We start from the raw sequence: 23,478 nt of genomic DNA on the forward strand, positions 1-23,478 counted from the left end.
GCATTGCAACACAAAAAATGTAAAGGTGTTTCAAAATGAAAAAAATAACCCATTATTTTTATGTCACCTGCTTCCTTTTTCTCATTACAGGTTGTCAACAACAACAAAATACAGGCGAAGAGAAAGTGATTATTTACGTTATGGAATCTGTTACATCACCTGTGCAGGGTTTTACTGTCACACTAGCAGAAACAGGTGAAGAAGTACTTGATATAGGAATAATACTTGAGCCGACAGATACGCAAGGGAAAACAGAAGCAGTGTTGAAAGTTGGGACGACGTACGAAGCTTCCTTAGTTCTCAATGATCACCAAACTCAATACGAAAAAATTACAGTTTCAGAAGATGCAGACGATAATATATTCACTTTTGTACTTGATGAATAATGAAACAGCCATCTGTTTCTACATAAATGGCTGTTTTGAGATACTAACGTAATTATCTATTCACAAACAATAACCTGCCTAGAAAACAAAGCCTTGAGACCCTTATTAGCAACACATCGATCAATTATTGTGAATCCTGCCTCCCACAACATCTCATCCATATCCTCGATTGTAAGGATCACAAGTCTATCAGCTATCCTTCTGGCGTTCTTGATAATAGTGAATTGCTCTTCTGCAGTCGCACGGGAATACAGATTATAAGGCATATCAACGATTGCGACATCGTAGTGCCCTTCTTGTTCGGCAATGTCTTTGACAGCAACTTCCCCCTGATAGTTAAAGTGCGCAATATTTTCCCGTGCTCCTTTTACTGCGAGCGGATTACGATCGGCACCAACGATAGGGATACTCATCGATAAAGCTTCCACTAAAACGGTGCCAATCCCACAGCAAGGGTCGATAACACTGACTCCACGTGGATTTGGCACTGCGATATTTACAATCGTTCTTGCCAAACGTGTGTTTAAAGCTGTTGAATATTCCTGTGGCTTTTTGGCATGATGCAGCCAGACCGATTCATTCTTTACATAGGTGCCGAAATACCATCGCCCTTTGAATGGAACGATGCCAAAAAGAACATCAGGATTCCGCATTTTTGCTTTTCCGGTTATATTCCAGCCAACTTTCCTCTCAATAGCTCGCTGTTCCTCAAATTCTATTTTCTGTTCATTGTCTAAATCATTTATTTTTAGGTAAAGTACCTTAAAGGTTTTATCTTGAAGCTTTATTTGATGCACCAGTTCGGCGATATCATCAATAGTCTCCCCTGAGTAAAGAATGGAAAGTCTTCCTTTGATGAATGGACTCCTGCTTGGCTCGATTTTTGTCGTACTTTTGATCAGGTTGTCTGATTCCTGTCCGAAAAGTGATCTTTGCTCCAATTTACATAGGGAAGTCTCTTCCCTGCCCGCTGTAAAGGTATATAAATATTCCAATGATTCGATGGATTTTATCGTCATGTATCTGCCTTTCTTAAACCGCAATTAAGAATCCATTATAACAGAAATGGCGTAAAGGTCTTCGAAAGTATATGACAAAAGAAAATTCTCATAATGAAAGGAGCGAAAATTGATAGCGCAGGAAAGATTGAAAGATATTCAGGTTTGCATGCCCTATGTGGAGTGATTCTGGACTCGGATACAGCGGTCTTTTAAGCTTCGCATTGAAACAGGCAACCTATAAAACAGTGGAAAGGGGGATTGATTACATTCCAAATTTCAGTAATAATGAATCGAACTTGGAGAAGGAACATAAAAGTCCAGGGCTTATCCGCTTACCGGTAAGGCTAAATGATGTGAAGGATTCACTTGAGGATTTAAAGCAGACTGCAATACTATTGCTGGGATATAACTCTTCCTAAATCGAGAGAGGATAAATCAGAAAAGCCAAGCCTTCCTAGTGACCTGGCCTCATCCATTAGCAGAAAGACTACATTTTAAGATGGATGCCTTCTAACAGCAATACTACTTTCTAAATGATTTCAGTTCCTGATTTAAGCCCTTCGTAGAAACATAAACTTCCTGATAAATGCGGAATAATCTTTTGTATCTTTCCACGTTTGCAGCAATCGGCTTGAACTCTTTCATCTTTTCCGTAAACACTTCGGCACATTCTTCAAGTGACGTAAACCACCCGACACCGACAGCTGCCAGCATTGCCGCTCCAACACCGGGGCCTTGTTCACTCTTTAAGCGTACAATCGTGGCATCGAAGATATCCGCCTGCATCTGAAGCCATGCATCATTTTTTGCTCCTCCGCCAATCGAGACAACGGTATCAATGACTTTGCCATTCTCCCGGAATATCTGGATGGATTCATGAAGTGAAAACGTTATTCCCTCCAGTACCGCTCTTACAAAATCTTTAATCGAATGAGAAGAGTCCATACCAATAAAACTTCCGCGAATAACCGAATCAGCATAGGGAGTTCGCTCACCAGTAAGATACGGTGTAAAGATCAATCCGTTGGAGCCGATTGGTACATTGTCAGTTCCCTCCAACAATGTTTCAAAATCATTCTCTTTGGCAAAAACCTCTTTGAACCAATGAAGACTGTGGCCTGCCGACAGAGTGACACCCATGGTATAGAAGGCGTCCTTTTTGCCATGATTAAAATAATGCACCTTTCCTTCAAAATCCAAGTCGCCTTTGTCTTCATAAGACAAGATGACTCCCGAGGTTCCAATACTGCATAAAGTTTCCCCTTTTTTTAAAATTCCGGAGCCAATTGCTCCGCAGGCATTATCCGCCCCTCCGGCAAACACTTGCGTTGCTGGTGACAGGCCCGATTCAGACGCAAAAGCCGGAGTCAGTGTTCCGACACAGTCCTGTGATTCTACCAGCGGAGGACATAAAGTAGGCGGGATTCCCAAAGCTTCGCATATTTCCAAACTCCATGTTTTTTCATTTATATTCAATAAGAGCGTCCCCGCCGCATCGGAATATTCAGTCGCGATATGGCCCGTCATACGATAACGCACATAATCCTTTGGAAGCATGAATGTTGATGCCTTACTGAATAATTCCGGTTCGTTCTCTTTCACCCACAATAATTTTGGTAATGTAAAGCCCTCCAGCGCTGGGTTTTTAGTGACAGTCAATAGCTTTTCCTTGCTGAATTTATTATAAATTTCCTCACATTGCTTGGCAGTGCGGGTATCATTCCATAGGATAGCATCACGCAGAACATTCCCATCCCCATCAAGCAAAACAAGTCCATGCATCTGACCGGAAAAACTAATCCCTTCTATATCCTCGATATTTCCTTCAAATCTCCTTAATAAGCTTTGCAGGGCGTCAATCGTCTTACGTATCCACTCCTCCGGATCTTGTTCGCTGAATCCAGATTTTATCTGTATTAAAGGATAGCCCCTTGTTTCCTCCAAACAAACTGCTCCCGCTTTGTTTAGGAGCAGTATTTTTACAGCGCTTGTTCCTAAATCTATTCCAAGCACATATTTCAATTCCTCTCCTCCTTTTCTCGAAACAATAGGATATACCAAATGAAATCCCTCCATGTGGTATATCCTGAATTTCCTATTCTGCCAGAACGGTTAATAAGTATTGATTAATGGTCGCTTTCAGCTGTTCTGTACGGCCTGAATCGTTTTTGATTTCTCCTAATCCCAAAGCATATTCCTCGAGTTTATGAAAGTCCGTATTGTTGTCTACGATTTCCTTTCCTATCCCGCTTCCAAAACTGTTATAACGAGTTTCGATAAAGTCCTCCAATACGCGGTCTTCCAACAATTTTTGGGCCGTCTTCAAACCTGCCGCAAAGCTGTCCATTCCCGCAATATGTGCATGGAATAGATCCTCCGCTTCAAATGACCCTCTTCGTACCTTCGCATCAAAGTTTAAACCACCTTTACCAAGTCCGCCGTTTTGCAGGATTTCGTACATCGCTAAAGTGGCAGCATACAAATCTGTTGGAAATTCGTCTGTATCCCAGCCAAGCAGTGGATCACCCTGGTTTGCATCAACGGAACCCAACATGCCATTGATGCGCGCGACTCGAAGTTCATGTTCGAACGTATGGCCGGCCAATGTGGCATGATTTGCTTCTATATTAAATTTAAAATGATCCTGCAAATCATAATTTTGGAGAAATGCTAACCCGGTGGCCACATCAAAGTCATATTGATGTTTTGTAGGCTCTTTTGGTTTTGGTTCAATCAAGAATTGTCCGGTGAATCCGATTTCTTTAGCATAATCCACAGCCATGTGGAAGAACCGGCCAAGATTATCCTGCTCCAGCTTCATATCTGTGTTCAATAGCGTTTCATATCCCTCGCGGCCGCCCCAAAATACGTAATTTTCAGCCCCAAGGTCTTTGGCTATTTCGAGTCCCTTCTTTACCTTGGCAGCAGCATAAGCATACACGTCCGCATTGACCGCAGTTGCGGCACCATGGACAAAGCGAGGATGTGTAAACATATTCGCTGTATTCCACAAAAGCTTCGTTTTACTCGTATTCATATATTCCTTGATCATAACTATGATTGTATCTAGATTTTGATAAGTTTCCGCCAAGGAACTTCCTTCAGGTGCAACATCTACATCATGGAAACAAAAGAATGGGACATTCAGCTTTTCGAAAAACTCAAATGCTGCCTCAACACGTGCCTTAGCTAGATCCATCCCGGAGAATCTATCCCATGGGCGCAGCATATTCCCGCTGCCAAATGGATCGGAACCATCCATGGTCATCGTGTGCCAATACGCAACACCAAACCGAAGAATTTCTTCCATCGACTTTCCCGCAACCATTTCTTCAGGGTTATAAAATTTAAAGGCTAGTGGGTTGGTAGAATCAGCACCTTCGAATACAATTTTATCAACGTTTTCAAAATAAGCCATGTTACGACCTCCTATTGTTTTTTACTTGAAATATTCAAACAATCAAGATGATGTATCGTTTCCTTTGCCTGCATCTCCATTTCCATATCATCCGCACTGTCATTTCCAACTTCTTTACCGATAAGCGGCTAAGCTGAACAGCAGACAATCCCAACATAAGTAAGCCCTTACATTTTTCCGCGTAACCTAAGCCTCCCCTTCTTCCATCATCAACTCTTTCCATTTGATGATATCACTGAAAACTTAGTTTGTCTAGACGATAAACTAAGTTTTATGAACGATCATCATCCCCATCTTCCGGAAAAAAGCGTATACTTATGGAATCTATTATCTTATAATGTAAGTGCTTTCATTTTTTTTGGGGGAGTGTTTCTTTTCATGACGGAAAAGGAGGTATTGAAATGGACAGAATCAGCAGTTCCATTTATCTTATATTGGAATGGATCACCCGTTTTGCTTATTTGAATGTCCTCTGGATATTATTCACTTTTGCCGGCGGTATTATCTTGGGATTTTTCCCTTCCACAATTGCTATGTACAGCATCATCAGGAAATGGTTGAGAGGAGATGCGGATTCTGCCCTATTTACGACGTTTTGGACATCATACAAAAAGGAATTTTGGAAAAGTAATAAATTAGGGCTATTCGTTGCACTGCTCATGGTTGCCATCATCTTGGATATATGGTACATGTACATTCTTCCCCCTGGCTTGTCATGGACGCACGTTCCTTTTCTGGTATTCATCCTTTTTTCCTTTCTTTTCTTATTTTATCTTTTTCCGACTTTTGTTCATTTTGATTTGAATGTAAGAACAATCATCAAACATGCTTTTTTGATCATGTTGATTCATCCTTTGCACACACTTTTTATCATTGTCTGTCTTGCTTGTTTGTTGCTTATCATGTATACGCTCCCTTCCTTGGCATTTATATTTGGCGGCAGTTCTTTTGCATTCATCACGATGTGGCTCTGTCTGCATGCTTTTACTGGATTGAATAGAAAAAATACCATGTAAAAAAGAGCAATCTTCGTTTAGAGATTGCTCTTTGGCTTTTTCTCCTTACCCTTTCACTGCACTGGAAGAGATGCCTTCTACTACTTTATTGCTGAAAAATAGGAAGGCTAGCAATATTGGCAGCATGCTGATGATTAAAGTTGCCCCGATTGCTCCCCAATCCGTCATATACTGTCCAATGAAATTTTGTATCCCGACTGTCAGTGTTTTGTATTCATCTGAGCTGATAAAAGTATTCACGAACACAAACTCGTTCCAGTTATAAATCATGTTGATGATCACTGTAGTGGACAGAACTGGCACTGTCATCGGTAGGATGATCCGGAAAAATATCCGATGAACTGAACAGCCATCCATGATGGCTGCCTCTTCTATTTCGCGTGGTAATGTATAGTAAAACCCTAACAAAATCATCAAGGTGATCGGCAAATTATAAGCTGTATACGTTATAACGATCGACCAAGGATTGTCTATCATATCCACTTTTAAAAACATGTTGAATAAAGGAATGATGGAAGAATGTATAGGAATCATCAATCCCACCATAAATAAGCCCAGCACGGCCTTGCTTAACTTCCATTTCATCCGGGTAATTGCGAATGCAGCCATACTCGCCAATAATACGGTAAAAACGATGGCAACTCCTGTGATCCAGACACTGTTCCAGAAATAACCGCCTATCCCGCTATCCCATACTTTCATATAATTTTCCCATCTAAATTCCGTCGGCAAGGAGAATGGGGACTTAGAGAAGATCTCCTGATTATTTTTCAAAGAAAAAAGAAACAGCCATAAAATCGGGAATACTTGAAACACAGCTACCACAGCCAAACAAACGTAAAGTAGAATGTATCCTACTCTTTTCAAGGCAATGACCTCCTTTTAATATTGCAGTTCCTCTTTAGAAGCTGTAACTTTTCGCACAATGACGGTAACAACCAGTGTGATAAGCAATAATAGGAACCCGATGGCACTGCCGTACCCAAAGTCATTACTTGAAAATGCCAATTTGTACATATAGGATGCCATCACTTCACTTGCACCATTTGGTCCGCCGCCGGTCATGACATAAATCAAATCAAAATACTTCAATGAACCGACAACCGCCAGGACAATCGTTACTTTGACAACCCCCATGATCAAGGGTAATTTGATTTTATAGGCAATCTGTAATGGAGTCGCTCCATCTATCCTGGCTGCTTCAACTATCGACTCAGGGATATTTTTTAATGCAGCATAATAAATCAATATATAAAAACCAGCGTATTGCCAAAGTATTGGAATAAAGATGGCGTACAGTACCACATTCGGTTCAGCAAGCCAAGCTGGTGGATTCTCTACCCCAAAGAAAGCTAAAATGCTATTTAAAATACCATTGGAGGGGTTGAAGACTTTGATCCATAATTGTGCGATTGCCACCGAAGATAACAACATTGGAATCAAATATATTTTCCGCAATACATTGGAGCCTTTGATTTTTGATGCGAGCACTAAAGATATTGCCAAATAGACAATCAAACTCACCGTGGAAAACAGTGCAAGCAAGAATGAATGCAAGGCGCTTTCCCAAAATAGTCCATCCCGAATGGCATTGAAGTAGTTTTCCATACCTATGTACTTCATGGCGCCTATACCATCCCAATCCATCAAGCCATAGTATCCAGATAGCAGCAAAGGAATAAAGATGAAAATACTGATGAGCAAAAATGCCGGGAGAATATACAGCCCGACTACCCATTTGTTGGACATCACTTTATCCATGGTGATCAACCCCTTTTTTATAAGAAAAGGACAATCCAGCTATAGGTTTGCCCTTCTCTTCCGTTGATTTCAAAGCTTATTTTGACAGCGCCTCTTCATGCTTTTCGGCAAATTCTTCTGGCGATACCTCTTTTCCAAACAAGGACTGGATCATATCCAAGTGAACCTGTGCAACATCCGCACTCATTTGAACATCGGCAAATAGTGTAATATTACTCGCATTGTTCAAGTCATCCAGTACATTTACATACATATCGGGCAGATCCAATGAAGCAGCATCCACTTTCGTAGCCGGGATAACTCCTGCTTCTGTAACCGACTTTTCTCCCCACTCTTTTACGAAGAAAGATACAAATTCTTTCGCTTCTTCTTTTACATCCGAATCCTCAGCAACAAACAAACCTACTCCAGGTCCTCCTACATAACTGCTCATATCCCCACTTCCATCAACAGTCGGAAAAGGAAAATAACCTACAGAATCACGAAACTCTTGAGGAACATCTTCATTGGTTGTGTAGTTAGGAAGATCCCATGTCGCAATCAGATACATGGCAGCCTGTTCGTTCATGAACATGCTTTTTGCTTCTTCGTCTGAAAGCCCGTTGAATCCTTTCACAAATGCATCCATATCCACCATGCTCTGAACTTCTTCCGCAGCGGAAACCAGCGCAGGATCAGTGAAAGAACCTGAACGGTTGATTGCATTAGTCAATACATCTCCCCCGCCGATCCTGTCGGCGAAATACATATACCATAAAGATCCTGTCCAGCTATCTTTATTGCCCAGTGCAATTGGAGCCACATCATTTTTGGCCAGCGTTTTTACGACACTTTGAAATTCTTCATATGTTTTTGGTACTTCCAAACCATTCTCTTCAAAAATCTTTTTATTATAGAATACAGAGGCAATATTCAATTCAAGCGGTAATCCATACGTACTGCCGTCGATCGCATAAGCTTCTGGGATTCCAGAAACAAAGCTGTCTTTTAAATCCCCTTCAAGCAAATCATCCAAAGGGGCAAACTTTTTACCGTCCACATATGGTTCCAAATACCCCGCAGCCCACGTCATACCTACATCAGGCAGCTCATTGGAGGTAGACAAAACTTTGATTTTATCCTTATATTGCTCATTGCTCATCACTTCCAACTTTACCTTTACATCTGGATTATCTGCTTCAAAATCGGCAACGATTTCTTTCACAATTTCATTATGCTGCTTAGAACTGCCTTCTGGCCATAAATGCATAAACTCAATTGTTTTACCACTAGAACTTGAAGCATCATCCGAACCGGAACACCCACTGATTAACAACAACGAGGAAATAACAGCAAACACCATTGTAACCGCTTTCTTTTTTATCAATTGATACTCCTCCCATTATTCTTTGGAATGGTTGTGTTACTGGAATCAGTTTATCACCGAAAACAATGTTTGTCTAGTGGATAAACTAAGTTTATCATGTTAATATGGAAATATTCAAACATCAGAATGGAGCTTTTGCATGAAATTATCCCAAACCTTTAATCAGCATGTTGTTAAAAAAGGAAACAAATCATTGGTGTTACAAACCATTCAAGATCACATGCCTATATCCCGAGCAGACATCGCAGCTAAAACAGGTCTGAATAAAGGAACTGTATCATCTCAAGTTAGTGAGCTCCTGGAAGAAAACTTGATCATGGAATCCGGACCGGGAGTTTCAAGCGGCGGCAGGCGCCCTGTCATGCTTTTATTCAACCACATTGCAGGGTACTCTATCGGGATTGATATTGGAGTGAATTATATCCTGGGCATTTTGACAGATCTGCAGGGAAATATCAAGAATGAAAAAATCATTCATTTCAGCGACCTTACATATGAAGAAATCCTGGAGGAACTGCATAATTCCATTGATTCCCTCCTTCATTCCATGCCTCCAAGTCCCTATGGCCTGGTTGGAATCGGGGTCGGTGTACCAGGTACAGTTAATACTGACGGAGAAATCCAGCTCGCTCCAAACTTGAATTGGCGAAATATCGACCTGAAAGGAGTGTTGGAAGAAAAATATAACGTGCCCGTTCTAATCGAGAATGAAGCAAACGCGGGAGCTTACGGAGAGAAGCAATTCGGTGCCGGTCAATCCTCCGATAATTTAGTGTATGTCAGTGTGGGGATCGGTATCGGTGTCGGTCTCATCTTGAACGGTGAACTTTATAAGGGGCAAAGTGGGTTCTCCGGGGAACTTGGACATATGACCATTGAAACGGACGGCCCTTTATGCCGTTGTGGGAATCACGGATGCTGGGAACTGTATGCGTCTGAAAAAGCATTGATAGATAGGGCGATGGCATCTGGAATTCCGCCAGTAAGCGGACAGGTCCTCTCCCTCGAAGAGCTTAACGACCTTGCTGAAGGGGGTGATCCGCATGCTGTAGAAGTCTTTGACAAAATCGGCAATTATCTTGGAATCGGGATTAACAATATCATCAATATTTTCAATCCAGAACAAATCATCATCGGGAACCGGCTAGCTTCTTCCGCTAAATGGCTTAGTAAGTCCATCGAGGAGAAAAAGGGGCAAACGCTTCGTACGCATCAAAAAGATTTAAGGATTGGTTTCGCTAAACTATCTCGGTATTCAGCCGCCTTGGGGGCTGCCGCTTATGCCAACGAAAACTTCTTGGCTATTAATATTCAGGACGTTTAATTGTTCCGTATCCTTAAAAAAGAGAGGTTATACAAATGACAATCATTCAAAATCCCATTTTAACAGGGTTTAATCCTGATCCAAGTATTTGTCGGGCAGGAGAAGATTATTATATTGCTGTATCCACTTTCGAATGGTTCCCTGGGGTGGGCATTTATCACTCCAAGGATCTGAAAAATTGGCGTTTGGTATCAAGGCCGCTAAACCGGGTAAGCCAATTGAATATGATGGGAAATCCTGATTCCGGTGGTGTATGGGCTCCGGCTTTATCATATCATGACAATCAGTTCTGGCTTATCTATACCGATGTAAAAGTAGTCGATGGACAATGGAAAGATTGCCATAATTATTTGGTTACCTGTGATACCATAGATGGTGTTTGGTCTGAACCAATATACTTAAACAGCTCGGGATTTGATCCGTCATTGTTCCATGACGACAACGGTAAAAAATATCTTGTAAACATGCTTTGGGATCAACGTGTCGATCACCATAATTTTTATGGCATCGTCCTGCAGGAATACAGCGTTCCAGAACAAAAGCTGGTAGGAAAAAGGGAAATTATCTTCAAAGGAACAGAAGTGAAATTAACTGAAGCGCCGCATCTTTATAAGATAAACGGATTCTATTATCTCTTGACTGCCGAGGGGGGAACCAAATACGATCACCAAGCCACTATTGCCCGATCCGAAAATTTGCATGGTCCTTATGAAGTTCATCCGGATAATCCTTTGATCACTTCTTTTCCGTATCCTAAAAACCCGCTGCAAAAAGCTGGGCACGCTTCCATCGTTCGAACACACACCGATGAATGGTTTCTGGTTCACTTAACCGGCCGCCCTTTATCACAACCAAATAAACCACTGCTGGATCCACGTGGATATTGTCCGCTCGGCCGTGAAACCGCCATTCAACGCTTGGAATGGAAAAATGATTGGCCTTATGTTCCAGGCGGCAATCAACCTTCCCTACAGATAGAAGGTCCAACAATCAAAGAAGTAACATGGCAAAGTGATTATGCCGTAAAAGACGATTTCGACACTGATTCGTTAAATCTTCACTTCCAATCACTACGAATACCTTTGGATAACAAGATTGCAACTCTGAAAGATAACCCTGGACATTTAAGACTGTACGGAAGAGAATCGCTAACGTCTCGATTCACTCAAGCGTTTATCGCGAGAAGATGGCAGCATTTTCATTTTACAGCAGAAACAAAAGTATCCTTCTATCCAACTAACTTTCAGCAGGCAGCTGGACTGGTTAACTATTATAATACGCAAAATTGGTCTGCTCTACAGATCACAGCGGATGAAAATAAAGGAAGGATACTCGATTTGACAATATGCGATAACTTTGTCTTTCAGCAGCCTCTCCGCAATGAACCCATCGTCATTCCGAAAGAAGTGGAATATATTTATTTGCGTTGCGATGTAAACGCTCACATATATAATTATCATTATTCCTTTGATGGAGAAAGGTGGGAGGAAATACCTGTAACACTTCCTTCTCATAAGCTATCGGATGATTATATCCGTGGCGGCGGCTTCTTTACTGGCGCATTTGTCGGAATGCAATGCCAGGACACGTCAGGTCAGCAACTGCATGCTGATTTTGACTATTTCATCTACGAGGCGGAAGATTCACCTGAGGTTGATAGACCTTAACAGTAATCTAACCATAGACATATACACAGTCCGATTGTCGTCATTATTGCATGAGTAGGCAAAGAAAGAGCGTCACCACTCTTCAATCGGGGGACGCTCTCCTTTGTTATTGCCTTTCTTCTGGAATCTGCGGGCGAGCTCTGCTTCCACTTCCTGCAGGCTGACGCCTTGGTTGGCGAGCAGGACAAAGCTGTGATACAGCAGGTCACTCACTTCATTCACCAGTTCCTCTATGTCATCATTTTTAGCGGCGATGACGACTTCCCCAGCTTCTTCGATCACTTTTTTGCCAATTTTATCGATACCTTTTTTGTATAAGTAATTCGTGTAGGAGTTCTCGACTGGATGCTTTTTCCGGTCTTCGGCTTCTTCCATGACAGTGTGGAAAATATTCGTTTCCGCCATAGCTTCTTCAGTTATCGGTGTTTCGTTGAAGAAACAGCTCACTTCGCCTGTATGGCAGGCCGGTCCTTGCGGAATGACGCTGATCAGGATCGTATCATTATCACAATCCAATTTCATGTCGACGACTTGCTGGGTGTTGCCGGAGGTTGCTCCTTTATTCCAAAGCTCCTCACGCGAACGGGAATAAAACCATGTTTCTTTTGTTTCCAGCGTTTTTTTATAAGATTCTTCATTCATATAGGCAAGCATAAGTACTTGCTTGGTCTGATTGTCTTGCACGATGGCCGGAACAAGTCCTTTGGTAAAATCAGGCTTCACGAATTCGTACTCCTTCCTGGTGGCAGCTTTGCTTCACTTCTTCGATGCTGAACGTTTTGTCATGGAATATCGATGCTGCAAGTGCTGCAGATACATTTGTTTCCTGGAATACTTCGGTTATATGTTCGGGGCTGCCGCAGCCTCCGGATGCAATGACCGGGATGCGAACTTGCTCGACAATCACTTTCGTGAGCGGCAGGTCATAGCCAGTTTTCACACCATCTGCGTCCATACTTGTCAGCAGGATCTCCCCTGCTCCTCTTGCTTCAGCTTCTTTCGCCCACTCAATGGCATCAATGCCGGTATCTTTGCGGCCGCCATGCGTGACGACATGCCACCCATCATCAAAGCGCTTCGCGTCAATGGCGACGACAATGCATTGGGACCCGAACTTCTCTGCTCCTTTGGTAATCAGTTCCGGATCGGCAACTGCTGCTGAGTTGACGGCTACCTTATCCGCCCCTGCCTGCAGCATGGCCTTCATATCCTCAATCGTCCGGACACCGCCTCCGACTGTGAAAGGGACAAACACGTGCAATGCCGTCTGCCGCACGATATCCATCATCGTCGATCGTCCTTCATGCGTTGCCGAAATGTCGAGGAATACGATCTCATCAGCACCGCTTTTCGAATAGGCCGCAGCCATTGCGACCGGATCACCCAATTCACGCAAGGAAACGAAATTCGTCCCCTTTACGACTGTGCCGTCCTTCACATCAAGGCATGGGATGATACGTTTTGCGATCATTTGCTTTCCTCCTTGCTAATAGCTTGCTGACTGCTTTCAAACACGCTTTGCAATAGCAACTGGCCGATTTTTTCACTTTTTTCCGGATGGAATTGGATGCCGCAAATATTATCCTTCTGCACTATTGCCGGGATGTTTGTGCCGTATTCCGTGCTGGCAACGATATATTCTTCTGATGTGTATGCCTGGTAGCTGTGCACGAAGTAGACATGCTTGCCGTCGTGCTTTGTGTAAGTTGGGAAACGGTCAGTAACCTCCAAGGCATTCCAGCCGATGTGAGGCAGCAAGTAACTTGTTTTAATTTTAGCAACCATTCCCGGAATCAGTCCTAATCCTTCTGTTTCGCCATGTTCAAAGCCTTTTTCAAATAATAGCTGCATGCCGACACAAATACCGATGAATGGCTTACGTGCAGCTAGATCGAGAAGGAGCCCATGTAGATTGCGTCTTTCGATTTCTTCCATGGCTGCTCGAAATGATCCGACACCCGGCAGGATGATATGTGTTGCTTGTTCGAATTCTTCTTTTTTATCAGTCAGGATCGTTTCATAACCCAGCTGTTTGCAGGCGTTGGCGACGCTTGCGACATTGCCGACGCCGTAATCGACGATTGCGATCATTCGATCATCCCTTTCGTACTGTTGACACCTTCGATATCCGGATTTACTTTAATGGCAATTGCCAGCGATTGGCCAAGTGCTTTGAACAAAGATTCCGCTTTATGATGCGTATTGGAACCATAATGCACCTTGGCATGCAGTGTAACTCCTGCATGAACGGAGAAGGCTTGGAAAAATTCGCGTACCAGCTCGGTATCGAAATTCCCTAGTTTCGGATTCCCGAATGCTGCATCAAACACTAGGAATGGGCGTCCGCTGATATCAAGTGCCACAAAACCAAGTGTTTCATCCATCGGCACAAAAGCATGACCGTAACGGTTGATACCTTCCTTCGATCCAAGTGCTTCTTTCACCAGCTGACCGAGCACGATTCCTGTATCTTCCACTGTGTGATGACTGTCGATGTGCAAATCCCCCTTTGCTTCCACCACGAGGCCTATCCGTGCATGGCTTGCGAACAGTGTCAGCATATGATCGAAGAAACCGACGCCTGTGTTGATTTGGATTTTGCTGTTATCGTCCAGATTCACCTGCATATTGATGTCTGTTTCGAATGTTTTACGTGCTTTTTCTGCTTGACGCATTTTGCTTCCCCCTGTCTCATTTGAACCGGATGTTGATTGATTCACCGTGCCCTGTCAGCTGTTCCTCTTCTGTCAGCCGAGTGATAGCCGTCCTGCTTCGCTTTAGTGCCTGTTTATCGTAGTATGTGTACGTCGTTTTCTTGATAAAATCATCCACGCTGAGTCCGGACGAGAATCTGGCTGTACCATTTGTCGGCAGTACGTGATTCGTTCCACCGTAATAGTCACCCAGCGCTGTCGGAGCATAGGAACCAAGGAAAACAGAGCCGGCATGTTTTATTTTCCCTAGGGTTGATAATGGGTCGGCTGTCTGGATTTCCAAGTGTTCCGGAGCGAAGGCATTGGATAACTCGAAGCTTTCTGCAACAGATTCTGTCAGGACAAGCGCGCTGCTCCCGTTGATTGCTTGGCTTGCTATTGCTTTGCGAGGCAGCTTCTCCAGCTGGGTTGCAAGCTCTGTTTCCACTGATTGAATCAACGTCTCGCTGTCAGTCAAAAGTACCACTCTTGCCTTTTCATCATGTTCTGCCTGTGCCAGCAAATCAGCGGCGATAAAAGCAGGATCAGCTGTTTCGTCGGCGATGATGGCAACTTCCGATGGCCCGGCAATCATATCGATTCCTACCTGACCGAAAACAAGCATTTTCGCCGCAGCCACGTACGTATTACCAGGACCAACAATTTTATCAACCGGATTGATGCTTTCTGTTCCGTAAGCTAAAGCCCCGATTGCCTGCGCTCCGCCGATTTTGTAGACTTTATCCACGCCTGCTATTTCAGCTGCTGCCACTAATACCGGGGCAATACCGCTGTTATCCTTCACAGGTGTCACCATGGTGATTTCCTGCACACCGGCCAGACGCGCCGGAATGCTATTCATCAGAATCGTCGATGGGTATACCGCTTTGCCTCCGGGTACATAAATGCCGATTCTCTCCATCGGCAGGACGAGCTGACCAAGCTGTTTGCCGTCTTCTGCTGCCATGATGCGGGATGGGGTGATTTGCTTTTCGTGGAATGCACGGATATTGGCAGCTGCATCCTGTAAAGCAGCCAGTGTCTCAGGTGTCACCCTGGATTTAGCTTCTAGTTTTTCAGCATCTGAAACCAGCAGCTGTTCCGTTGTCGTACGATCGAATTGGTCAGTGTACTTCCGGACAGCTTGATCTCCCTCCATCCGGACATCGTTTAAAATGGCCGATACGGACTGAAGCACATCTGGATCAAAACTGCTATCTGCTTTCCGGGTGCAAAACTGCTCCAGGAATTGTGCGCGTGTCAGTTTTTTCATCGTTGACTCACCTCTTCCTGTAAAACAGAAAGGTACGGCTTAAGAATATTGCGCTTCATTTTAAGTGATGAACGATTGGCAATGACTCTTGCAGTGAAATATTGGATATCTTCAAGTACTTCCAAGCCATTTTCCTTCAATGTCGTCCCAGTTTCGACGATATCGACAATTGCATCTGCCAGCCCAAGCAGCGGAGCCAATTCCACGGAACCTTCCAGCTTGATGATATCGACTGACTCCCCTTTTTCTAAGTAATATTGCTTTGTGATATTGGTATATTTGCTGGCTATTCGTTTCTTTCGATCCGGCCAAACTTTCCCTTTTTCAGCAGCAACCGCCATCTTGCATGCTCCAAATGGCAACGGAAAGAGATTGAATACATCCGGCTGAAACTCCGCGATGATGTCTTCCCCTACGATACCTAGGTCTGCAATACCGTGCTCTACATAGGTGTTCACATCGACGCCTTTTGCAAAGAAATAAACAGCTTCATCCGTTTCGACGCTCAATTTGCGTCCTTTCTCTGCCAATGGTGTACTGTCGATGCCTCGTTTCTCCAGATAAGAAAGGAATTGTTTCTCGACACGACCTTTTGTTAACGCGATGACTGGTTTCATTTTTCGATCACCTCGTATCCTTCTCCGCTTTTAACCACTTGGTAAACTCGATCATATGTCTCTGCCGTTGTTTCCGTCCTGACGTCTACGACAGCATCCGGGTATTTATAACGCAGCGCTTCGGCAGCAATCAGTCCTTGTTCATCCGTCAGCAGGCAGATGCGTTCTTGCTTTTGTGGTGCCGGCAATGCTGCTGCAAGTACATCCATATCAAACGCCAATCCGACTGCGCTCATCTTGCCGCCAAACTGTTCATACAGCTCATCATATCTGCCGCCGGAAAAGCATTCCGCTCCACTTTCTGCGAGGAATCCCCTGAACATAGCACCATTGTAATATGGAAGCTGCTTGACACGGCCAAGATCAACGATGACATCCTGCCCCAACTCTTCAAGGGAAGCGGCAAGTTTCTGCAGCTCTTGAACGACAAGCAGTAATTTCGGATTATTTCCCCACATTTGTGCGAATTTATCTAAAATGGCTGTTCCGCCGAATGCATCTGTCAATTCAGCCACTGCTTCTGCCGACTCCTCATTCCCTGCTTCATTGACGAGGCGGTACACTTCATCCTTTCGCTTATCATGCATCGCCTGTCTAATCTGGGAAGCTGTCAATTCGTCAAGTTCCAAAGAAGAAATGAAGGTTTCAAAGATTTCTGTGTGTCCAAGCTCGATGCTATACTGCTGCACTCCAAGCTCGGTGAGGAAGCGGGCAGCCGTGAACAGACTTTCAAATTCCCCATACAATCCGGGTGTCCGGATGATTTCGATGCCCGCTTGATGGCTTTCAACACCAGCATGATCCTTTTTGAATACAGACCCGGCATAAGCCCATTTCTGTTGATCTGACTGTTGATTCGCAAGTGCACGGGCAACAGCAATCGTCCAGTCCGGACGCAATACTTCGATTTCCCCTTCTTCATCGAACCATTTGAGCATCTTTTTAAGCGTCATCCCAGCATATGGATTGGTAAAAGTTGTGCTATACTCGACGATAGGTGTTTCAATAGCTTGATAATTCCGTAAATTAACGACAGACTGGAACTTTTCATATATGGTGACACGATTGACAAGCTGTCGACCTGTCAAATCACGGCTTCCTGCAGGTAAGAACATCTATAAGCCTCCGATTCTTTTTCTTTATCATTTTACCACTTTACTTAAATAAAGGATTTCTGTTGATTTGAATGTAACATAATGAGATACTAACGTCAACACGTAACGAAAGGAGTCCGCATATGCCCGGAGATTTCCACGTACATACCCAGTATTGCCAACATGGTGCAGATGATAAGATGGAAGCTTATGTCCTGCAGGCAATCGAAAAAGGACTCACCCATCTGTCTTTCACAGAACACGCTCCGCTTCCGGAAAACTTTACAGACCCTGCCCCGAAAAGAGACAGCACGATGGATCGGGACAAAGTAGAGACTTATTTGAGTGAGGGGAAAGCGCTGCAAAAACAATATAAGGAGGATCTTCAGATCAATATCGGCTTTGAAGTTGACTATATCAAAGGCTTTGAACGAGAAACACAAACTTTCCTTGATACGTACGGCCCGGAAATGGATGATGGCATCCTTTCCGTTCACATGCTGCAAGCGCCGGATAAGACCTTCTTCTGTATCGATTACAGTGAAGAAGAATTTGGGCGTGCTGCTGCGGCGTTTGGCGGATTGGAACCGCTGTATACAGCCTATTATGACAGTCTGCAAGCTTCTGTGGCAGCTGAACTCGGCCGCTTCAAACCGAAACGGATTGGCCACATCACACTAATCCAAAAATTTCAGCTCGCCTATCCGCAGCCTGTCGACTTCTCCAAGGAACAGACGAAGCTTCTGGAACTTATAAAGAAACAAGGATATGGGCTGGATATAAATACTGCTGGACTTTTCAAACCTTTATGTAAAGAAACCTATCCGCCTGTCAAGTTAATTGACTATGCCAAACAGCTCGGCATTCCACTTGTTCCTGGTTCCGATAGTCATACAGCGACAGGAATCGGAAAGGGTTTTGATGAACTTTCTGCTTATCCTTCTCAACTTCCGCAACCATTAAATATATAACAATGGTCAAATAGCTGCGCAGACGATGCTTAAGCGCAGCTATTTTCATATGGAACTCCATGGTGTCGATCATCAGCCACACCAATACTTCTTAATTTGGTTGTCATTATCCCAGTCCTGATAAGCACCTTGGAAAGATCAGATGTATCTATTAAACCCTTCTCTGAATCCGATCTTCATACGATAATTTAAATCTGATTAAAGTGTGATATCTATGACATCTGTTGTTTCATCAGGTGCTATTTCGATCGTTTTTATCAGCTCGGTTTTTATGTTTTTCTTGTTAAAGATCCATTCATTAGCACTGTTAGCTGTCGTTTCCTTTATGCTTATTTCGTAATGGTCTCCTAATGTAGCATGTAGCTTTATAATTTCATTCCCTTTCACAAACTTGATTTCGGCTGTTGGGAAGCTTGCTACATCCCCAGACGATATCCCTTCATTCTCTATGGACAGAACATAATGCTGCTCTTGATTTGCATTCATAAAGTTAAGCTCTATCGTTTTTGATTTTAAAACATTTGTGTCTTCTTCTAAATCATTATTGGATATATTGTCCCGTGAAGAACAACCGATAAGCAGTAACATCACAAGGAGCAAATATATTAATTTTCTGATAATAAACACCTCATTTTTACATCTCATATATTGCCCCTGTGCTTTGCGTCATATTTTCTCCATTTAAATTCATGATTCCAACATCTACAGTGTATTATATTTAGAAATAAAAGGAAATCACGATTATTTGCACTTCGTATATAAAAGGCATCCCATCATATAAGACCGGAGACGCCTTTAAATACCCAAGTAAAAGAAAAAGAGGCTGGCATAAAACCAGCCTCACGATTTGATTTAGGCAGTCACATCATAGCCCTGTTCTTCGATTGCTTCTTTCATCGTGTCAACACTTACTTTAGAATCATCATAAGTAACATCGACTTTCGCGGCAGCTAGATCAACAGTGGCTGTTGATACACCATCTAGTTTGTTCAGAGCACTTTCAACGGATGCTTTGCAATGTCCGCAAGACATGCCTTGTACGTTAAGCGTTTTTTCCATGATTTTTCACCCCCTTTAACGTGTGAATTATAGTTTTACTCGTTTCAAGCGAAGTGCGTTTGTTACAACGCTTACCGAGCTCAATGCCATTGCTGCCCCGGCTATCCAAGGAGCAAGCAAGCCGATTGCCGCAACAGGTATGCCTGCTGCATTGTAGCCAAAAGCCCAGAAAAGGTTTTGACGGATATTACGAATGGTAGCATGGCTGATGCTTATGGCTTTTGGCAAAAGCAATAGTTCTCCGCCGAGTATGGTGACATCCGCAGCTTCAATCGCCACTTCTGTACCCGTACCAATGGCGATGCCGATGTCTGCAGTGACCAACGCAGGCGCATCGTTCACGCCATCGCCGACCATCGCTACTTTCTTACCCTGTGACTGAATCTCTTTCACTTTATCGGCTTTTTCCTCCGGTAATACTTGTGCGATTACTTGATCGATGCCCACTTGCTTGGCAACCGCTTGAGCGGTTCTTTCGTTATCACCAGTCAGCATGACCACGTCGATACCCAGTTCTTTCAACTGCTTGATTGCTTCTGGCGCTGTTTCTTTGATAGTATCGGCCACGGCAACGATTCCACGGTACGTACCTTCAATTGCAACCAACATTGCCGTTTTACCGCTCGTTTCATAACCTACTAAAACTTCTTCAGCGCCTTCTATTTCGATTTGATGGTCTAGCATCAATTTTCGATTCCCAACAAGAATTTGCTTTCCAGCAATCTGCGCTACAATACCATGACCGGGTATAGCGGTAAAATCATCCACATCCAAAAATGCTAGATCCTTTTCAGTTGCATGCGCCACAATAGCTTCGGCCAGCGGATGTTCTGAGCCTTTTTCTGCACTTGCCAACAATTGCAGCGCTTCTTCATCCCCCGTGAAATCCGTCACCTCAGGTTTACCTTTTGTTATTGTTCCTGTTTTATCAAGTACAATCGCTTCCAGCTGATGTGTTCTTTCCAAATGCTCACCGCCTTTGAAAAGGATCCCGCTTTCTGCTGCCCTTCCTGTACCGACCATGATGGAAGTTGGTGTTGCAAGACCGAGTGCGCATGGACAAGCAATGACCAACACAGCAATCGCCGCAACTAAAGCAGGCTCAAACTCACCTGGATGGACAAAAGCAATCCACATGATAAATGTAACGATTGCAATTCCGATGACGATTGGAACAAAGTAACCAGAGATAATATCAGCAAGGCGCTGAATCGGAGCTTTTGATCCTTGGGCTTCTTCCACCACCTTGATGATAGAAGCAAGCGCTGTATCTTTCCCGACTTTTGTTGCTTCCATTTCAATCGACCCATTTTTGTTCATGGTAGATCCAATAAGTGCAGCACCTGGATCCTTTTCAATCGGAATCGATTCTCCTGTAAGCATGGATTCATCAACAGAAGTTCTACCTTTTGCTAATATACCATCCACCGGTATTTTCTCGCCTGGCCTCACAAGCAAATGATCGCCTACTTTTACTTGTTCGATCGGTATCATCATTTCTTTTCCATCTCTTACAACACGTGCTTCTTTTGCTTGCAAATGTAATAATTTAGATAGTGCATTGGTTGTTTGGCTTTTTGCTCTTGCTTCCAAATACTTCCCAAACAGAATTAGTGTAATCAAAACGGCACTTGTTTCGAAGTATAGATGCGGCATATAGCCAGGATTACCAATTGTTTTTGACGCTTCATATAAACTGTAGAAATAGGCAGCACTCGTACCGAGAGCAACCAACACATCCATATTGGCACCGCCGTTTTTCAAATTCTTATATGCCCCAACATAAAATTGCCATCCGATAATGAACTGAACCGGGGTCGCTAAGATAAATTGAAACCAAGGATTCATGAATATTGGCGGTAGTTCCATGCCGAACAAATGAACGAGCATCGTCAGCAATAATGGAGCAGATAATATAGCGGAAATAATCAGCTTTGTTTTTTTACGCTTTAATTCTTTTTCTTTATTTGACTGATTTTCCGCTGCCTCTGCCTTTGGTTTAGCATCATAGCCGATATGTTGGATTTTCTCGATTAACGATTGTTCGTTAACCAAGCCGGCGTTATATTCGATAACTGCACTTTCTGTTGTTAAATTTACAGATGCAGTTTTAACTCCAGCTTGTTTGTTCAACACTTTCTCAATGCGGCTGGAACAAGCTGCACAAGTCATACCGGTAATATCGAACTCGGCTTTATCTGTCTGTACGCCATAACCGACATCCTCAATCTTCTGGGTTATTTCCTCCATCGAGATTTTTTCCGCATCATAATCGACGGTGGCCTTCTCTGTTGTCAAATTGACTTGAGCTTCTACACCATCCATTTTGTTTAGCACTTTTTCAACGCGAGTAGAACAGGCAGCACAAGTCATACCTGTGACACCAAGTGTTACACGGTTTGTTTCGCTCATAATGCATCCCCTCCTTACTTGGAAAATTGCTTCATTACATTCATTAATTCTTCAATGGTTTCTTTACCTTCTCCTTGCTTGATGGCATCACTCACACAATGGTTGATATGACGCTCTGTAATAGAAAAACCTACATTTTTAAGCGCGGATTGAATAGCACTGATTTGAACTAAAATATCCACACAATAACGGTCTTCTTCCACCATTTTCTGAATGCCACGGACCTGACCTTCTATGCGTTTCAAACGATTTATCGTGTTTTGTATTTCATCTTTTGATCTAGGTTTACTTGGGTGATCACGCAGAAACTTTTCCAAACAAATCACTCCTTCCTCCTCTTACTCTTATACTATACCCCAGATGGGTATTAGTCAACATATAAACCCTGATAAATTTCGAAAAGCATCAATCATAGAATTTCCCCGCCTGACTTCTTTTTAAGCGGAATATATAAAAAAACCAAAGAACCCTTATTTCACGATCGAAATATAGGTTCCTTTGGTTTTTTAGGAAATTCTGTTTCTTCGATAACTTTCTTTGCTGGCAGATTGCCATAATATTAAGTGTTCAACTTTTCCAGCATTCCGACTGGATCAAATCCAAATACCCAATGCCCATTAATATTGGTTTGAGGAACAGATAGTCTATACGTTTGACTGATCAGCTTAAGCATGGCTAATGGCTTGAGATCAATATTTATTTCTTGAAACGGTATATCCATGCTTCTCAAGAAGTCTTTGGTCATACGGCAAACTGGACAAAGATTAGAGGTATAGACGGTAATGTGAGGTTCCATGAAACGGCGCTCATTCAACAGGCTTTTGACCAGCAAACTGAATCACATGTGCTAAACCAGTATGATGCATGCCTTCGTGCCGGACTACTTCGCCCATAAAAAAGTGCTTGATACGCCAGTCTGCAAAGTTATCCAGAAATTCTTCGGGTTTGTACAAAAAGTCCTCCTCTTTAGGGCCTCCGCTCTTGTAAGGAATTTGATTGTAGGAGTACACTTCTGTCACGAAATAGCCGCCCGGTTTAATGGCTTCTTTAACTCCCTGCAGCGTCTTATTTCTTAATTCCGTTCGGAAGTGTCCGAATACGCATACTATCTCGTCCCACTTTTCTTTATGCATTTGCCAATCGGCTTCATTTAAATCGACTAGCTTTGTATGAACAGTGACACCTTTACTACTGGCAAGCTTTTCGGTTTTTGCCAAACCAGATTCTGCATAATCCCAGGCTGTCACTTGCATCCCCTGTTCGGCCAGGAAAACTGCGTTGCGCCCCTCTCCCTCTGCAATGGCGAGCGCATTGCCGGATACGTTCAGCTTTCGCTGCATAGCGGCCAGAAATTCGTTAGGTTCTGTTCCATATACATACTGCTCGTTTAGAAAGCGTTTGTTCCACATATTCATCGTAA

At 43.2% G+C, this 23,478-nt stretch carries 24 protein-coding genes; 5 read left to right on the forward strand and 19 right to left on the reverse strand.

The features are described 5' to 3' along the window. Positions 1 to 35 precede the first annotated feature (35 nt). Positions 36 to 386: a hypothetical protein gene (locus BLQ53_RS06180; RefSeq protein ID WP_093726428.1), complete on the forward strand. Its 351-nt coding sequence runs from the start codon at positions 36 to 38 to the stop codon at positions 384 to 386. A 56-nt stretch (positions 387 to 442) separates the two neighbouring features. Here the strand turns inward: BLQ53_RS06180 and BLQ53_RS06185 are convergent, their stop codons facing one another. From BLQ53_RS06185 to xylA, 3 genes are all read right to left on the reverse strand, one after another. Continuing rightward, a complete protein-coding gene (locus tag BLQ53_RS06185; protein ID WP_093726429.1) occupies positions 443 to 1,405 on the reverse strand; it encodes a TRM11 family SAM-dependent methyltransferase in 963 nt (320 codons plus the stop codon). Positions 1,406 to 1,909: 504 nt separating this feature from the next. Further along, positions 1,910 to 3,409, reverse strand: a complete 1,500-nt coding sequence (gene xylB / locus BLQ53_RS06195) for a xylulokinase (RefSeq protein WP_093726790.1) — start codon at positions 3,407 to 3,409, stop codon at positions 1,910 to 1,912. A gap of 73 nt (positions 3,410 to 3,482) precedes the next feature. Further along, a complete protein-coding gene (gene xylA / locus BLQ53_RS06200; protein WP_093726431.1) occupies positions 3,483 to 4,805 on the reverse strand; it encodes a xylose isomerase in 1,323 nt (440 codons plus the stop codon). A 401-nt stretch (positions 4,806 to 5,206) separates the two neighbouring features. On the opposite strand from xylA, the gene BLQ53_RS06205 reads away from it, so the two are divergent. After that, positions 5,207 to 5,821, forward strand: coding sequence for a YesL family protein (locus BLQ53_RS06205; protein WP_093726432.1), 615 nt, complete (start codon positions 5,207 to 5,209; stop codon positions 5,819 to 5,821). Between the two features lie 45 nt (positions 5,822 to 5,866). On the opposite strand, the gene BLQ53_RS06210 is transcribed toward BLQ53_RS06205, so the two are convergent. The 3 genes from BLQ53_RS06210 to BLQ53_RS06220 form a co-directional block, all read right to left on the reverse strand. After that, on the reverse strand, positions 5,867 to 6,688 hold the full coding sequence (locus BLQ53_RS06210) for a carbohydrate ABC transporter permease (RefSeq protein WP_093726433.1): 822 nt from the start codon (positions 6,686 to 6,688) through the stop codon (positions 5,867 to 5,869). A 15-nt stretch (positions 6,689 to 6,703) separates the two neighbouring features. Next, positions 6,704 to 7,582: a carbohydrate ABC transporter permease gene (locus BLQ53_RS06215; RefSeq protein WP_093726434.1), complete on the reverse strand. Its 879-nt coding sequence runs from the start codon at positions 7,580 to 7,582 to the stop codon at positions 6,704 to 6,706. Positions 7,583 to 7,658: 76 nt separating this feature from the next. Next, positions 7,659 to 8,948 carry an extracellular solute-binding protein gene (locus BLQ53_RS06220; protein WP_093726435.1) on the reverse strand — a complete coding sequence of 430 codons (1,290 nt, stop codon included), beginning with the start codon at positions 8,946 to 8,948 and terminating at the stop codon, positions 7,659 to 7,661. Between the two features lie 139 nt (positions 8,949 to 9,087). Here BLQ53_RS06220 and BLQ53_RS06225 point away from each other — a divergent pair, with 139 nt between their 5' ends. Together BLQ53_RS06225 and BLQ53_RS06230 are read left to right on the forward strand one after the other, a co-directional pair. Further along, positions 9,088 to 10,272, forward strand: a complete 1,185-nt coding sequence (locus BLQ53_RS06225; protein ID WP_093726436.1) for an ROK family transcriptional regulator — start codon at positions 9,088 to 9,090, stop codon at positions 10,270 to 10,272. 35 nt (positions 10,273 to 10,307) lie between these two features. Continuing rightward, positions 10,308 to 11,939, forward strand: coding sequence for a glycoside hydrolase family 43 protein (locus BLQ53_RS06230; protein WP_093726437.1), 1,632 nt, complete (start codon positions 10,308 to 10,310; stop codon positions 11,937 to 11,939). A 72-nt stretch (positions 11,940 to 12,011) separates the two neighbouring features. Here the strand turns inward: BLQ53_RS06230 and hisIE are convergent, their stop codons facing one another. The 7 genes from hisIE to BLQ53_RS06265 are packed head-to-tail and all read right to left on the reverse strand — an operon-like array spanning position 12,012 to position 17,637. Then, entirely contained in the window at positions 12,012 to 12,662 is a 651-nt protein-coding gene (gene hisIE, locus BLQ53_RS06235; protein WP_093726438.1) for a bifunctional phosphoribosyl-AMP cyclohydrolase/phosphoribosyl-ATP diphosphatase HisIE, read from the reverse strand. After that, a complete protein-coding gene (gene hisF, locus BLQ53_RS06240; protein ID WP_093726439.1) occupies positions 12,652 to 13,410 on the reverse strand; it encodes an imidazole glycerol phosphate synthase subunit HisF in 759 nt (252 codons plus the stop codon). The genes hisIE and hisF overlap by 11 nt, the downstream gene beginning before the upstream one ends. Beyond that, positions 13,407 to 14,030 carry an imidazole glycerol phosphate synthase subunit HisH gene (gene hisH / locus BLQ53_RS06245; protein ID WP_093726440.1) on the reverse strand — a complete coding sequence of 208 codons (624 nt, stop codon included), beginning with the start codon at positions 14,028 to 14,030 and terminating at the stop codon, positions 13,407 to 13,409. Before hisH ends, hisF begins: the two co-directional genes overlap by 4 nt. Beyond that, on the reverse strand, positions 14,027 to 14,614 hold the full coding sequence (gene hisB / locus BLQ53_RS06250; protein WP_093726441.1) for an imidazoleglycerol-phosphate dehydratase HisB: 588 nt from the start codon (positions 14,612 to 14,614) through the stop codon (positions 14,027 to 14,029). Before hisB ends, hisH begins: the two co-directional genes overlap by 4 nt. Positions 14,615 to 14,630: 16 nt before the next feature. Next, positions 14,631 to 15,905 carry a histidinol dehydrogenase gene (hisD, locus tag BLQ53_RS06255; RefSeq protein ID WP_093726442.1) on the reverse strand — a complete coding sequence of 425 codons (1,275 nt, stop codon included), beginning with the start codon at positions 15,903 to 15,905 and terminating at the stop codon, positions 14,631 to 14,633. Beyond that, positions 15,902 to 16,522: an ATP phosphoribosyltransferase gene (gene hisG / locus BLQ53_RS06260; protein ID WP_093726443.1), complete on the reverse strand. Its 621-nt coding sequence runs from the start codon at positions 16,520 to 16,522 to the stop codon at positions 15,902 to 15,904. The genes hisD and hisG overlap by 4 nt, the downstream gene beginning before the upstream one ends. After that, complete coding sequence (locus BLQ53_RS06265; protein ID WP_093726444.1) at positions 16,519 to 17,637, reverse strand: ATP phosphoribosyltransferase regulatory subunit; 1,119 nt, start codon at positions 17,635 to 17,637, stop codon at positions 16,519 to 16,521. The genes hisG and BLQ53_RS06265 overlap by 4 nt, the downstream gene beginning before the upstream one ends. 122 nt (positions 17,638 to 17,759) lie before the next feature. Here BLQ53_RS06265 and hisJ point away from each other — a divergent pair, with 122 nt between their 5' ends. Continuing rightward, entirely contained in the window at positions 17,760 to 18,587 is an 828-nt protein-coding gene (gene hisJ, locus BLQ53_RS06270; protein WP_093726445.1) for a histidinol-phosphatase HisJ, read from the forward strand. Positions 18,588 to 18,785: 198 nt separating this feature from the next. Here hisJ and BLQ53_RS06275 read toward each other — a convergent pair whose 3' ends face one another. From BLQ53_RS06275 to BLQ53_RS06300, 6 genes are all read right to left on the reverse strand, one after another. Further along, a complete protein-coding gene (locus BLQ53_RS06275) occupies positions 18,786 to 19,232 on the reverse strand; it encodes a hypothetical protein (protein ID WP_093726446.1) in 447 nt (148 codons plus the stop codon). A gap of 207 nt (positions 19,233 to 19,439) precedes the next feature. Further along, on the reverse strand, positions 19,440 to 19,646 hold the full coding sequence (copZ, locus tag BLQ53_RS06280) for a copper chaperone CopZ (protein ID WP_093726447.1): 207 nt from the start codon (positions 19,644 to 19,646) through the stop codon (positions 19,440 to 19,442). Positions 19,647 to 19,673: 27 nt separating this feature from the next. Beyond that, positions 19,674 to 22,058, reverse strand: a complete 2,385-nt coding sequence (locus BLQ53_RS06285) for a heavy metal translocating P-type ATPase (RefSeq protein ID WP_093726448.1) — start codon at positions 22,056 to 22,058, stop codon at positions 19,674 to 19,676. A 14-nt stretch (positions 22,059 to 22,072) separates the two neighbouring features. After that, positions 22,073 to 22,375: a metal-sensing transcriptional repressor gene (locus BLQ53_RS06290; RefSeq protein ID WP_093726449.1), complete on the reverse strand. Its 303-nt coding sequence runs from the start codon at positions 22,373 to 22,375 to the stop codon at positions 22,073 to 22,075. A gap of 242 nt (positions 22,376 to 22,617) precedes the next feature. After that, entirely contained in the window at positions 22,618 to 22,854 is a 237-nt protein-coding gene (locus tag BLQ53_RS06295; RefSeq protein ID WP_093726450.1) for a glutaredoxin family protein, read from the reverse strand. Between the two features lie 10 nt (positions 22,855 to 22,864). Then, positions 22,865 to 23,473 carry a methyltransferase domain-containing protein gene (locus tag BLQ53_RS06300; protein WP_093726451.1) on the reverse strand — a complete coding sequence of 203 codons (609 nt, stop codon included), beginning with the start codon at positions 23,471 to 23,473 and terminating at the stop codon, positions 22,865 to 22,867. Positions 23,474 to 23,478 lie beyond the last annotated feature (5 nt).

Origin of the sequence: Terribacillus halophilus, from assembly GCF_900101385.1 — a bacterium.
In the GTDB taxonomy this organism is placed as follows: Bacteria; Bacillota; Bacilli; order Bacillales; family Amphibacillaceae; genus Terribacillus; species Terribacillus halophilus.

Excerpts from the sequence above, each read along its gene's own strand:
- hisB (WP_093726441.1), bottom strand. The coding sequence starts at position 14,614 with ATGCGTCAAGCAGAAAAAGCACGTAAAACATTCGAAACAGACATCAAT.
- BLQ53_RS06300 (WP_093726451.1), bottom strand. The coding sequence starts at position 23,473 with ATGAATATGTGGAACAAACGCTTTCTAAACGAGCAGTATGTATATGGA.
- hisG (WP_093726443.1), bottom strand. The coding sequence starts at position 16,522 with ATGAAACCAGTCATCGCGTTAACAAAAGGTCGTGTCGAGAAACAATTC.
- BLQ53_RS06180 (WP_093726428.1), top strand. The coding sequence starts at position 36 with ATGAAAAAAATAACCCATTATTTTTATGTCACCTGCTTCCTTTTTCTC.
- BLQ53_RS06295 (WP_093726450.1), bottom strand. The coding sequence starts at position 22,854 with ATGGAACCTCACATTACCGTCTATACCTCTAATCTTTGTCCAGTTTGC.
- copZ (WP_093726447.1), bottom strand. The coding sequence starts at position 19,646 with ATGGAAAAAACGCTTAACGTACAAGGCATGTCTTGCGGACATTGCAAA.
- BLQ53_RS06205 (WP_093726432.1), top strand. The coding sequence starts at position 5,207 with ATGGACAGAATCAGCAGTTCCATTTATCTTATATTGGAATGGATCACC.
- BLQ53_RS06285 (WP_093726448.1), bottom strand. The coding sequence starts at position 22,058 with ATGAGCGAAACAAACCGTGTAACACTTGGTGTCACAGGTATGACTTGT.
- BLQ53_RS06230 (WP_093726437.1), top strand. The coding sequence starts at position 10,308 with ATGACAATCATTCAAAATCCCATTTTAACAGGGTTTAATCCTGATCCA.
- hisD (WP_093726442.1), bottom strand. The coding sequence starts at position 15,905 with ATGAAAAAACTGACACGCGCACAATTCCTGGAGCAGTTTTGCACCCGG.
- BLQ53_RS06215 (WP_093726434.1), bottom strand. The coding sequence starts at position 7,582 with ATGGATAAAGTGATGTCCAACAAATGGGTAGTCGGGCTGTATATTCTC.
- BLQ53_RS06265 (WP_093726444.1), bottom strand. The coding sequence starts at position 17,637 with ATGTTCTTACCTGCAGGAAGCCGTGATTTGACAGGTCGACAGCTTGTC.
- BLQ53_RS06275 (WP_093726446.1), bottom strand. The coding sequence starts at position 19,232 with ATGAGATGTAAAAATGAGGTGTTTATTATCAGAAAATTAATATATTTG.
- BLQ53_RS06225 (WP_093726436.1), top strand. The coding sequence starts at position 9,088 with ATGAAATTATCCCAAACCTTTAATCAGCATGTTGTTAAAAAAGGAAAC.
- BLQ53_RS06185 (WP_093726429.1), bottom strand. The coding sequence starts at position 1,405 with ATGACGATAAAATCCATCGAATCATTGGAATATTTATATACCTTTACA.
- hisF (WP_093726439.1), bottom strand. The coding sequence starts at position 13,410 with ATGATCGCAAAACGTATCATCCCATGCCTTGATGTGAAGGACGGCACA.
- hisH (WP_093726440.1), bottom strand. The coding sequence starts at position 14,030 with ATGATCGCAATCGTCGATTACGGCGTCGGCAATGTCGCAAGCGTCGCC.
- hisJ (WP_093726445.1), top strand. The coding sequence starts at position 17,760 with ATGCCCGGAGATTTCCACGTACATACCCAGTATTGCCAACATGGTGCA.
- xylA (WP_093726431.1), bottom strand. The coding sequence starts at position 4,805 with ATGGCTTATTTTGAAAACGTTGATAAAATTGTATTCGAAGGTGCTGAT.